At 69.5% G+C, this 12,259-nt stretch carries 7 protein-coding genes; 5 read left to right on the forward strand and 2 right to left on the reverse strand.

Annotated features, from left to right (window positions below; translation table 11 throughout):
- Positions 1-40: 40 nt before the first annotated feature.
- On the forward strand, positions 41-1,075 hold the full coding sequence (locus NQK81_RS39365; protein ID WP_257485515.1) for a LacI family DNA-binding transcriptional regulator: 1,035 nt from the start codon (positions 41-43) through the stop codon (positions 1,073-1,075).
- Complete coding sequence (locus NQK81_RS39370; protein ID WP_257485516.1) at positions 1,072-3,366, forward strand: beta-xylosidase/alpha-l-arabinosidase; 2,295 nt, start codon at positions 1,072-1,074, stop codon at positions 3,364-3,366. Before NQK81_RS39365 ends, NQK81_RS39370 begins: the two co-directional genes overlap by 4 nt.
- Positions 3,367-3,702: 336 nt before the next feature.
- On the opposite strand, the gene NQK81_RS39375 is transcribed toward NQK81_RS39370, so the two are convergent.
- The gene (locus NQK81_RS39375) at positions 3,703-6,642 is read right to left on the reverse strand and encodes a glycoside hydrolase family 48 protein (protein ID WP_257485517.1); all 2,940 of its coding nucleotides are present in this window, start codon (positions 6,640-6,642) and stop codon (positions 3,703-3,705) included.
- 211 nt (positions 6,643-6,853) lie between these two features.
- Between NQK81_RS39375 and NQK81_RS39380 the strand changes: the two genes are divergently transcribed.
- Positions 6,854-7,399 (forward strand): hypothetical protein, encoded by a 546-nt coding sequence (locus tag NQK81_RS39380; RefSeq protein WP_257485518.1) that lies wholly within the window; start codon positions 6,854-6,856, stop codon positions 7,397-7,399.
- 28 nt (positions 7,400-7,427) lie between these two features.
- Here NQK81_RS39380 and NQK81_RS39385 read toward each other — a convergent pair whose 3' ends face one another.
- The gene (locus NQK81_RS39385; protein WP_257485519.1) at positions 7,428-8,456 is read right to left on the reverse strand and encodes a lytic polysaccharide monooxygenase auxiliary activity family 9 protein; all 1,029 of its coding nucleotides are present in this window, start codon (positions 8,454-8,456) and stop codon (positions 7,428-7,430) included.
- A 215-nt stretch (positions 8,457-8,671) separates the two neighbouring features.
- On the opposite strand from NQK81_RS39385, the gene NQK81_RS39390 reads away from it, so the two are divergent.
- Positions 8,672-11,239, forward strand: a complete 2,568-nt coding sequence (locus tag NQK81_RS39390) for a glycoside hydrolase family 9 protein (protein ID WP_257485520.1) — start codon at positions 8,672-8,674, stop codon at positions 11,237-11,239.
- A 28-nt stretch (positions 11,240-11,267) separates the two neighbouring features.
- Positions 11,268-12,203 (forward strand): glycoside hydrolase family 6 protein, encoded by a 936-nt coding sequence (locus NQK81_RS39395; protein ID WP_257485521.1) that lies wholly within the window; start codon positions 11,268-11,270, stop codon positions 12,201-12,203.
- The last annotated feature ends 56 nt before the right edge of the window (positions 12,204-12,259 follow it).

Below are 12,259 nucleotides of genomic sequence, written 5' to 3' on the forward strand. Positions count from 1 at the left end.
AATCGTTGTCGATAACGTTTTACATCGCTAGTCTGACCGTATGCAGCCCAGTTCGAGGGTCACTATCCGTGACGTCGCCGCCCGCGCCGGCGTCTCCGTGGCCACGGTGTCCAAGGTGATCAACGACCGCTACGGCGTCGCCGCCGCGACCCTGGCCAAGGTCCGCGCGGTGATCGACGAACTCGGCTACGAGGCGAGCCTGGTCGCCCAGAGCCTGCGCAACCACAAGACGAACGTGATCGGGATCCTGGTCGCCGACCTCGAACCGTTCTCCACCGAATTGCTCAAGGGCGCCGCCGACGCCATCCGCGGCACCGGCTACGAACTCGTCGTCTACTCCGCCGGCGGCCGGGTCGGGGACCCGTCGGGCTGGGAGAAGCGTTACCTGTCAAGGCTTTCCGGAACGCTGGTCGACGGCGCGGTGCTGGTGACGCCGGTGGCTTCGCTGGAAGCCGTCCCGGGGACGCCGGTGGTCGCGGTCGACCCGCACACCGGCCCCTCGACGGTGCCCACGATCGATTCCGACAACCTCCGCGGCGCCCAGCTGGCGACCGAGCATCTGCTGGAGCTCGGCCACCGCCGGATCGGTTTCCTCGCCGGGCGGCCGGATCTCGAATCGGCCGAACTGCGCAAGACCGGGTACCTGCGGGCGCTCACCGCCGCCGGTGTCCCGATCGACGAGGACCTGATCCGGCTCGGCGCCTACGATCCGGAGATCTCCGCCCGGTCCGCCCGCGAACTGCTGACCGGCGCGGACCGGCCGACGGCGGTGTTCGCCGCCAACGACATCTCGGCGATCGCGACCGTCGGGGCCGCCGCGGACCTCGGCCTGTCCGTCCCGGACGACCTTTCGGTGGTCGGTTTCGACAACGTCCCCGAATCGGCGCTCTGCACCCCGCCACTGACCACAGTGGACCAGCCGATCCGCGAAATGGGTCACCGCGCCATCACCCTCCTGATCTCGCTGATCAGCGGGGAACCCGAGAAGGAAACCCACATCACCTTGTCCACGGGTCTCGTGGTGCGCCGCTCGACGCGTGCCCTCGGAGCCACGACGAAGGGCGGACGACCTTGACCACCCAGCCCAGCGAGTCGCCCCGGCCATGGCACGACACCGCCGCGGACCCCGCCGATCGCGTCCGCGCGCTGATGGACCGGATGACCTTGCGGGAGAAGGTCGCCCAGCTCTACGGCGTCTGGGTAGGGATCGACTCCGGTGGTGAGATGGCCCCGCACCAGCACGACTTCGCCGAAGTGGCACTGGACTGGGACGAACTGGTACGCCACGGGATCGGCCAGCTGACCAGGGTGTACGGCACCCGGCCCGTCGATCCAGTGACCGGCGCGCACAGCCTGGCCCGCTCGCAGCGGGAGATCGTCGCCAACGGCCGGTTCGGCATCCCGGCGCTGGTGCACGAGGAGACCCTCACCGGCCTCGCCGCCTGGCAGGCGACGGTGTATCCGTCCCCGCTGTGCTGGGGAGCGAGCTTCGACCCGGATCTCGTGTACCGCATGGGGGCGCGGATCGGCGGCACCATGCGGCGGCTGGGTGTCCACCAAGGACTCGCGCCGGTCCTCGACGTGGCGCGTGACCTGCGCTGGGGCCGCGTCGAGGAGACCATCGGCGAGGATCCGCATCTGGTCGGCATGATCGGCGGCGCCTACGTCGCGGGTCTGGAGTCGGCCGGGGTAATCGCGACGCTCAAGCATTTCGCCGGCTACTCGGCCTCCCGTGCCGGCCGCAACCTCGCGCCGGTGTCGGTCGGCCCCAGGGAACTGGCCGACGTCCTGCTGCCGCCGTTCGAGATGGCGTTGCGCGCGGGCGCCCGGTCGGTGATGAACGCCTACGTCGACAACGACGGTGTCCCCGCCGCCGCGGACAAGGCGCTGCTGACAGATCTGCTGCGTGATACCTACGGGTTCTCCGGGACCGTGGTCGCGGACTACTTCTCCGTGGCGTTCCTGCACAAACTCCACGGTGTCGCGGCCGATCGCGGCGACGCCGCCGGGCAGGCGCTCGTCGCCGGGATCGACGTGGAACTGCCCACAGTGGACTGCTACGGCGAGCCGTTGCTCGCGGCGGTGGAGGAGGGCGCGGTCGACACCGCCGTCGTCGACCGCGCCCTCGAACGGGTGCTGCGGCAGAAGTGCGAACTCGGATTGCTCGACGAAGACTGGGTGCCGGAGGTGCCCGACGAGATCGACCTCGACGACCCGGAATCCCGTGCGCTGGCAAGGGAGATCGCCGAACGCTCGATCGTGCTGCTGCGGAACGACGGCGTGCTCCCGCTCTCACCTCGTCACAAGGTCGCCGTCGTCGGGCCGCGGGCGGACGACCCCGGCGCGATGCTCGGCTGCTACTCGTTCCCGATGCACGTCGGCGTGCACCATCCGGAGGTGCCGTTCGGGGTTTCGGTTCCGACGGTGCTCGACGCGCTCGGTGAATACCACGAAGTCACCTATGCGCTCGGCTGCCCTGTGCTCGGCGGCGAGGACGCGGACATCGCCGAAGCCGTCGCCGCCGCCGAGGCCGCGGAAATCTGCGTCGCCGTGCTCGGTGACCGGGCGGGCCTGTTCGGCGGCGGCACGTCGGGCGAGGGCTGCGACGTGCCGGACCTGAAACTGCCGGGGCGGCAGGAAGAACTTCTCGAAGCCCTGCTCGGTACCGGGACACCGGTGGTACTGGTGCTCCTGTCCGGACGGCCGTACGAGCTTTCGCGGCAGGCCGGCAGGCTCGCGGCGATCGTGTGCGGTTTCTACCCCGGTGAAGAGGGCGCGGTGGCGCTCGCCGGTGTCCTCAGTGGACGGATCAACCCCTCCGGCAGGCTTCCGGTCGGGTTCCCCGGCGAGAACGCCTCCCAGCCGTCGACCTATCTCACCGCTCCGCTCGGGCAGCGCAGCGAGGTCAGCACGGTGGATCCGACACCGCTGTTCCCGTTCGGGCACGGGCTTTCCTACGGCGCCGTCAGCTGGGACGACGTCTCCGTGGCGGACCCGGCGTGGCCGACGGACGGACGCTGCCGGGTCCGGGTGACGCTGAGCAACACAGGCGACCGCACCACGACGGAGGTCGTCCAGATCTATCTGCACGATCCGGTGGCCGAGGTCGCGAGGCCGGTCCAGCAGCTGATCGCGGCGAAACGGGTCGAAGTCGCTCCCGGCGCGACCGAGGTGGTCGAGATCGGGCTGCACGCCGATCTGACCTCCTACACCGGACGAGCGGGCACGCGGCTCGTCGAGCCCGGGGACGTCGAACTGCGGGTGGGCACCTCCAGCGTGCGGATCGTCGCGACGCTCGGCTGCACGCTGACCGGTCCGCGGCGGGAGGTCGGCTTCGATCGGGTGCTGGCTCCGGACTTCGCTTGAGGGGGGCGTTCGAGGTGGTGTGTCGCGAAAGCCACTTTCGGGACGTCTGATGTCCCGAAAGTGGCTTTCGCGACATGTACGGACTTCGCAGGGCGGACGATTGGGCTGTGTCGGTGCAGGTGGTCGTGAGTGGCAAAGACCCCCACGTGGCTACGTCTGTCCATAAAGGACGCAGGATCGGCTTGCCGCGCCCGATTCGAGCACTTCGGGCGGGGTTGTGAGTGGCAAAGAGGGTTAGAACCACCATCGCCACTCACGACCCTCATCGCCATCCTCTCGACTTGCGGGGGAGGCCAGGTCCCGCCGGTGGCGGCCGGCGGGACCTGGGGTATGGACTCAGCCGAACAGTTGCACGTGCAGGGAGAAGGCGGTCGCGATCTCCGCCTGCGCCCAGAACCGGTGGTAGGTGAACGTCGGCGCCGCTCCACCGTCCAGATAGGACTGCACCTTCGGCCACTGCGGGTCGTCCCGGTAGAACGACCGGATGGACAGGAAGTCCGCGCCCGCGGCGATGGGATCGCCGTTGGGCATGGTCCCGGTCCAGCCCGGCGGCACGTACACGCCTTCACCGGTGGACGAGTCGTATTCGTCGTCGAACCGGTTGTAGTCCGTACGTGTTTCCGGGACCGCGATGCCGATCGAGTCGGTGTGCGCGAGCATCGCGTCGAGGAGGCCTTCGCCGACCGTCCGTGCCTGCGCGTTCCCGGACCGGGCGGCGTAGTTCAGCAGGATCTTCGAGTACGACGCCGCGACGCCGACGTCCTGGCTGTGGTTGAGCACCCGGACCCGCAGATTCGCGTTGCTTCCCGGCGTGGCCGGGTTCCACGTGTCGGGTTTGCCGGTCCACTCCAGGTCGGACGGGATCCGGAAGTCGCCGCCGGAGCCGACCGTCGTGTTCGCGATGGCCCACGGCACCCACTTGTCGAGGATGCGTTTCGCCCGTTCGTCCCCGGTGAGCTGATACAGCGCGGCGACCCGCTCCAGGCCCCACGCCTGGAACCCGAACCACCGGTTGGACGGCGGATCGTGCCAGACGGGCTGCTGGTCGTAGTACATCCCGTAGAAGGTCGGCGAACCCGCCGGGGGAGTGGCGTACTGGCCGTCCCAGCTGTTCGTCGCGCCGCCGGCGATGCCGCCGTCGGCGGACTGCAGCCACTGCAGGAATTCCAGCTGCCGGTCGAGGCTTTCCGCCCAGTCCGTCGCGCCGGTCGCCGAGACCGGCTTCAGCGCCGGGTCGTTGGCGAGCGCGTGCGCGGCGAGCGGGTTCTGGTAGCCCTGGTGCGCCGCGCCGTCACCGATCCGCCACGCCCAGCCCGCGGACGTGTCGGTGGCGCCACCCCACGCGTAGTACCACGACATGAGGTAGTGCGAGCTGTTCTTGCCGCTGCCCGCCGGACACGTGCTGGGACCGACGCAGTCACCGATCTTCTTGAAGTACTTGTCGAACATTGCGTACCGCAGATAGTCGCCCATCTTCGACGCCTTCTTCACCACGTCGGCCACCTGGGCGCCCTTGCCCTGCGCGGTCGCCCACTGGTTGGCCAGGTGCGCCACCTGGACGGCGCGCGCGTCGGCGTCGGGCGCGTTCGTGTACTTCCACTGCTTGGCGTAGCTCGCGTCCTTGGTGAACAGGTCGAGGTACCCGTTCGGCCCGCCGTGCGCGAACGTGTCGCAGGAAGGCTGCGGGATGGTCTCCCACACCGATTCGCTGGACCCGCGCTGGTAGGTGTTGATGTAGGCGGGCGCGGTGGTGCCGTCGCCGCACCGGCCGAAACCGTACGTGTTGTCGACGTCCAGCAGCCAGTGCATACCGTAGACGTCCGAGGTGCCGTAGGCCTGGCGCAGTTCGCCCGCGATCGGGTCGGAGCCGACCGGGACGCCGCCGTCGAGAACCGCCGGATACCGGTCCATCCGCGGGTGCTCCGGTGCGTAGGTCGCCGGGTCGGCGGCGTTGTACTTGTCGTTGGTCGGCTGATCCGCGTGCGCCGGGATGATGAACTTCTCCATCGACGCCCACGCCTGGTTGAACGGCGCCCAGTCACCCTCCAGCTGTCCGTACGCGGCTTCCAGCCACAGGTAGTAGCTGAACGCCTCGGACGTGGTCTGGTGCCCGTGGTCCGGCGCCTCGACCAGCAGCGTCTCCACCGAGTGGTACGGCACCAGCAGACCGTCGAAATTCCGGAAGTAGCCGCTGTCCGCGTCCTTGATCTTGTGGTACTGCTCGAGGAAGGCGGCCCGGTAGTCCGAGGCGGATGCGTCGATCTCCGCCACGTCGAGGGTGGCCGCGGTGAGGCCGGGCCCGGTGATCGAGAACGCGGCGGTGGCGAGCGCGCCACCGTTCGCCGCGGAAGCGATCGTCACGGTTTTCGCCGTGTTCCAAGTGTTCTGGTCGAACGTGAGCGTCGCGGGCGTGGCCGTGAGGTCGGCGCTGCCCGCCGTGCGTGCCACGTTCAGCGTGACCGGACCCGTCGGCCGGGTCGCGAGTTTCACGTCCACTCCCGCCGAGCCGCCCTGCTTGACGCGGGCCGTCGACGGGGTGGCGACGACCGACGGCGCGGCCAGCACCCGCACCGCGACCGGCGCGGAAACCGTTGCCGCACCGAGGTTGTCGATCGCCCGCGCGGTGACCGAATACTCGCCCGCCGTCGCGCCGGTCCAGGTGTATTCGAACGGTGCGGTGGTGTCGGCGCCCAGCCGGGTGGTGCCCGCGTAGAACTCCACCGAGGACACCGAACCGTCGCCGTCGGCGGCGGAGGCCGCCAGTTCGATCGGTGACGACACGGCGAACACCGCGTTGTTCTCCGGCTTCGTGAGCCGCACCGCCGGTGCCGCGTTCGGGCCGGCGCAGCTGACGCCGTTGACCTTGAAGTCGACCGGCACCCGGTTCGCGGCGCCGGTCTTCGCCGCGTTGAAGCCGAATTGAACGGACGCGCCGGGGGCGATGCCGCGCTGCCAGTCCGCGCCTCGGACGCTCACCGCACCGCCGGACTGCGTGAACGTGCCGTTCCACAGCTGGGTGACCCGCTGGCCGTCGGCGAAGCTCCAGGTCAGGTTCCAGTCGGGGATGGCGTCGCCGCCTTCGTTGCGGATCGAGACCGTCGCGCCGAAACCGTTGTCCCATTCGCTGCTGATCTTGTACGTCGTCGTACAGGAAACCGCGGCCGCCGTGGCCGTCGGCGCGACGCCGGTGGTGACCGCCGCCGCGAGGGCAACGGTGGCGGCCAGCGCCGTGACGGGACGTGCTCTCGTCGAGCGCGCCAATGGTCGTGATCTCACAGGTCCTCCTCGTCCGAGCGGATTTCCGGCACCCTCAAGAGGTGGAACCGGCCCAGGGCCACGTGGGCAGGCAATGGCCCTGAGCCGGGGTAACGGGAGTGGATGAGTCTGAGAGCGCTCTCATGAGAGTAGCGGCGGACCGTCCGATTTGTAAGGGCGTCTTTCGGCGAAGTGTTGTGATCCGGCCGTTTTCGGAGTAGAGCAGAAAAGCATGAGGCGACTCGCCACCACATTGTTGATCTCCGCCGGAATGCTCGCCGGCTGTTCCGCGCCGTCGCCGACGGCCACCGCCGGTGCCGGGGCGCTCGGCGCCCGACTGACCACAATGGACGATCTGGTCGACTGGATCGACGAGACCGCGGGGGATTGCGCCGCGGTCTCCCGCCGGGAGATCGGAGAGCTGCGCACGTTCGCCGGGCCGGATATCGCCGCGCGCTTTCAGCCGCATGTGGCCGAATGGGCCACCTGCCGGGTGTCACCGGAATTCCCGGTCGTCGGTCTCCTTCTCTTCGGCGGCGACGAGCAGCGGAGGTTCCAGGAATCCTGGCACGCGGCGATGAGGGCGGGCGAGATCGCCGACGGGCCGACCTTCGCCTTCGGCAACGGTTTCGCGGTCTCCGCAGGATTTCTCGGGGTGAGCGAGCTGGGGCTGTACTACTTCCGGTGCGGAACCGTCGATCCCCGGGTGCATCAGGTGCCTTCGGACGTTGCGGGGTGCGTGTTCGCCAACCCGGAGCACGGACACGGGCACCACTGAAGCCGCCACTTCACTGGTGCCCAGGGTGCTACGGGCTCGAACAGGTCAGCTCCGGTGCGGCGACGCTCCCCGTCGCGTTCGCGCTCAACCCGAACGAACGGGTGGTGCCCGCCGGTAGTGACCCGTTCCAGTCCGCGTTGCCCACGGTGGCCCGCGTGCCGTCCAGGGTGAGGGTGCCGTTCCAGACGCTGTTGATCGTCTGTCCCGCCGGAACGGTCCAGCCGACCCGCCAGCCGGACAGCGCCGTTGTGCCCGGGTTGGTGACGGTCACTTCCGCTTGGTACCCGCCGTTCCAGTTTCCGGTCGTCGTCCACTTCGCCGTGCACGCGCCGTTGGGCGGCTGCCCGGGATCAGGGGGATCGTCGACGACGCCGATCCCGGTGACCTCGCCGTTGCCGCCGTCGAACACGACGTCGGAGCAGCCGTAGAACGTCTCGGTGCTGTCGGATCGCTTCCAGACCGAGTAGACGACGTGCTTGCCCGATTTGGCCGACGGGAAGTTGCCGGTCCACTTGTACTGGCCGTCGACGCTGCCGACGTTGCCGCTCACCTGCGGGTGGTCGACCGTGAGGAAGGGCTGTTCCTCCAGGTCGTCCCAGCGCAGTGCGCGGCTCGGGTCGTACCCGTCCTTGGTCACGTAGAGGTAGAACCAGCCGGGGTGGGCGGCCCACGCGTTGTAGGAGAAGCCGAACGACGCGCCGGCCGTCAAATGGGTCACCGGCCAGTTCCCCGTGCGGTCGTAACCCGCGAAGTTCGGATTCCCGCCCGAGCAGAGCTGCCCGTCCGGGATGAATCCCTCGATGCGGCCCGCGCCGTCCGAACGGAGTACGGAGAACCAGTTGTAGAGCGAGTTCTCCCCGCTTTGCGCGACGGCCGCCTTGCACGCCGAGTTCTTCGGAACGATGTTGCCCTGCGGTGTCAGTCCGTCCTGCCAGCAGAAGAAAGTCCTGCTGCCCGGTTTCATCAGCGCGCCGTGTGCCGACGCGGTCGGAGCGTTCAGTGTCGCGGTCACGAGACAGGCCACCATCGTGGTGACGACGGCCAGTATCGCGGTCATTGCCTTTCTGTGTGTCATCGCGCCTTCTTTCCGACAAAGACTGGGAGCGCTCCCAGCGTCGGCACCTTAGCGTGGGTCCGGCGCCGGGGGAACAGGGCCGAACGAGTGAGAAACGTCCGGTATCGGCGATTTCGGGGAATGGTCTTCCCTGCCGGGCGGCCATCGGGCTAAATTGTGGGAGCGCTCCCAAATTCGGCCTCCGAAAGGATCACGACGTGGTGATCGACAATTGGCGTGTGCTGCTTCCCGCCGTACTCCTCGCGGCCGTCGCCGTCGCTCCGGAAGCATCTTCCTCGGCGGCGGAGTACGAGCGGATCGTGAACGGCGATTTCTCCGCGGGTGGTGCCGACCCTTGGTGGGCCGGTGCGAACACCCGTGGCTCGGTGACGGACGGCGAGTACTGCGTCGATGTCACCGGCGGCACGGCCAACGGGTACGACGCCTTGTCCGGCCAGAACGGCGTGCCGTACGAGGCCGGCCAGTCCTACACGCTGAAGTTCGACGCGCGGGCGACCGTCGCGCAACCGCTGTCCGCGGTCGCGGGCGAGGCCGTCGATCCGTACCGGCAGATCGCGCGCACCGACGTGACCGTGACGCCCGTCAAGCAGACCTTCACGCTGACCTTCGAGTCCACATTGGACTTCCCGGCCGCGGGCAACGGCCAGTTCGCGTTCTGGTTCGGCGGCCAGTCGTTCGACAACACCGTCTGCGTCGACAACGTCTCGCTCGTCGGTGGCGTGCTGCCGCCACCGGGGGTTGAACCCGCCGGACCGCTGCGGGTGAACCAGGTCGGCTACGTGCCCGGCCTGCCCAAACAAGCGAGCCTCGCGACCGGCTCGACCACCCCGTTGCCCTGGACGTTGCGGGATGGCGCGGGCGCGGCCGTCGCGACCGGCCAGACCACTCCGAAGGGCCACGACGCCGCGTCGGACGAGAACGTCCACACCATCGACTTCTCGTCCTACGACCGGCAGGGCAGCGGCTACACGTTGAACGTCGGCGATGACGTGAGCCGCCCGTTCGACATTTCCCCGACAGTCATGACCCGGCTGCGGCAAGACTCGCTCGCGTTCTTCTATCACCAGCGCAGCGGCACACCGATCGAAGCGCGGTATGTGGGGGAGGACTACGCGCGACCGGCCGGACATGCGAACGTGGCGCCGAACCAAGGGGACGACGACGTCCCCTGCCGGGCGGACCTGGAGTGCGGGTACACCCTCGACGTGCGCGGCGGCTGGTACGACGCCGGTGACCACGGCAAGTACGTGGTGAACGGTGGGATCGCCGCGTGGCAGTTGCAGAACGGCTACGAGCGGGCGGCGCTGTTCGGCGACGAAGCCGCGCTCGGCGACGGCACCCTCGCCATTCCCGAGCGGTCGAACGGCGTGCCGGACGTGCTCGACGAGGCGCGGTGGGAACTCGAGTTCCTGCTGAGCATGCAGGTTCCCGACGGACGGCCGCTGGCCGGGATGGCCCACCACAAGATCCACGACGAGCAGTGGACCGGCCTGCCGACCTTGCCGCATCAGGACGCCCAGCCGCGCAGGCTGTCCGCGCCGAGTACCGCGGCGACCCTGAATCTCGCGGCGGTGGCGGCACAGGCGTCGCGACTGTGGGCTCCCTACGACGCCGAGTTCGCGGCCCGCGCGCTGTCCGCCGGCGAGAAGGCCTACGCGGCGGCGAAGGCGCACCCCGGCATGATCGCCGACCCGAACGACGGCGTCGGCGGCGGCTCGTACAGCGATCCCACGGTGACCGACGAGTTCTACTGGGCCGCGGCCGAACTGTACGTGACCACCGGGCAGTACCGCGCGGACGTGACGGATTCCCCGCTGTTCGGCGGAAAGAGCTTCGACGCACGCGGTTTCGACTGGGGCGCCACGGGCGCGCTCGGCGACATCTCCCTGGTGCTGGCCCCGCGCGGGGTGCCCACCGAGAACATCCGGTCCGCGATCGTCACGACCGCGGACGCGCACCTCGCGAACATGGCGTCCGCCGGGCACCCGGCGCCGTACCGGACCGGCGACGGCGGGTACGAGTGGGGTTCGAACGGTTTGGTCGCCAACAACGGCATGCTGCTGGGCCTCGCTCACGACCTGACCCGTGCGGCGAAGTACCGGAACGGCGCCTTCGCGACGATGGACTATCTGCTGGGCCGTAACCCGGTCGATTTCTCCTATGTCTCCGGGTGGGGCGATCGGCCGGTGCGCAACGTGCACCACCGGCACTGGGCGAACCAGAAGGACCCGTCGCTGCCGACCGCGCCGCCCGGTGCGCTGTCGGGCGGGCCCAACAGCGCGTTGCAGGACCCGGTCGCGCAGCGGCTGCTGCCCGGCTGTGCCCCTCAGCGGTGCTGGGTCGACCACATCGAGGCCTATTCGCTCAACGAGGTGACGGTCAACTGGAACTCGGCGTTCGCGTGGCTGTCGAACTGGGTGGCGGAACACTCGGCCGCGCCGCCGTCGGCGGGCTGCCAGGTGACGTACACGGCGTCGACCTGGCAGACCGGGCTGTCCGCGGCGCTCACCGTGAAGAACACCGGCACGACCGCGTGGGACGGCTGGGGGTTGACCTTCGCCTTCGGTGGTGAGGAGAAGCTGACGCACGGCTGGAGCGCCGCGTGGAGCCAGACCGGCTCGGCCGTCCGGGCGGGCAACGCGTCGTGGAACGCCGTGGTCGCGCCTGGCGCGTCGGTGTCCATCGGCTTCAACGCGAATAACACCGGCGCCCATCGGTCGCCGTCGGAGTTCATGGTCGACGGACGGCGATGCGTGTCCGCCTGAGTTTCCCGACGATTCTCCGGAGGTAGGAATGACGCTCAAGACAGGAGCCATGGTGCTCGCCGCGCTCGCGGTCGTCCCCCTGACCGCGGGGACGGCGCAGGGCGCGCCGTCCGGGTTCTACGTCGACCCGCAGACCAACGCCGCCCGGTGGGTGGCCGCGAACCCGAACGACGGCCGGGCCGCGGTCATCCGCGACCGGATCGCGAAGGTGGCGCAGGCGCGCTGGTTCACCACGACGAACACCGGCACGGTGCGCGCGCAGGTCGACGCCTTCGTCGGCGCCGCGGCGGCCGCGAACCAGATCCCGATCATGGTGGTCTACAACATCCCGAACCGCGACTGCGGTGGCGCCAGTTCCGGCGGCGCGCCGTCGCACGCCGCCTACCGCGCCTGGGTGGACGAGGTGGCGGCCGGTCTCGCCGGGCGGCCCGCGTCCATCGTGCTCGAACCGGACGTGCTGCCGTTGATGACCACTTGCCAGAACGCCGGTCAGCAGGCCGAGACCAGCGCGTCCATGGCGTACGCGGGCAAACGGCTGAAGGCCGGGTCGGCGGCGGCCAAGGTGTACTTCGACATCGGGCACTCCGCGTGGCTGTCGCCGGGTGAAGCCGCCGCGCGGCTGCGGGCGGCCCAGATCTCCGTCGCCGCGGATGGCATCTCCACCAACGTTTCCAACTACCGCAGGACCGCCGACGAAGTGGCCTTCGCGGGAGCGGTGCTCGCCGGGGTCGGCGACGGCAGGCTTCGCGCGGTCGTGGACACCAGCCGCAACGGCAACGGGCCCGCGGGGAGCGAGTGGTGCGATCCGCCGGGCCGCCGGATCGGGACGGCCAGCACCACGAACACCGGGGACGGGCGGATCGACGCGTTCCTGTGGGTGAAGCCGCCCGGCGAGGCCGACGGCTGTATCGCGTCGGCGGGCCAGTTCGTCCCGCAACGCGCCTACGAACTCGCGACTTCCTGAGTTGAGCGGGCATATCGGCGGGAAAGAGCGCAGCCGGCCTCGCCGTATCCTGTCGC

This window comes from Amycolatopsis roodepoortensis, from assembly GCF_024628825.1.
Classification (GTDB): domain Bacteria; phylum Actinomycetota; class Actinomycetes; order Mycobacteriales; family Pseudonocardiaceae; genus Amycolatopsis; species Amycolatopsis roodepoortensis.

Coding starts and splice junctions, on each gene's coding strand:
- NQK81_RS39365 (WP_257485515.1), top strand. CDS start 41: ATGCAGCCCAGTTCGAGGGTCACTATCCGTGACGTCGCCGCCCGCGCC.
- NQK81_RS39385 (WP_257485519.1), bottom strand. CDS start 8,456: ATGACCGCGATACTGGCCGTCGTCACCACGATGGTGGCCTGTCTCGTG.
- NQK81_RS39380 (WP_257485518.1), top strand. CDS start 6,854: ATGAGGCGACTCGCCACCACATTGTTGATCTCCGCCGGAATGCTCGCC.
- NQK81_RS39395 (WP_257485521.1), top strand. CDS start 11,268: ATGACGCTCAAGACAGGAGCCATGGTGCTCGCCGCGCTCGCGGTCGTC.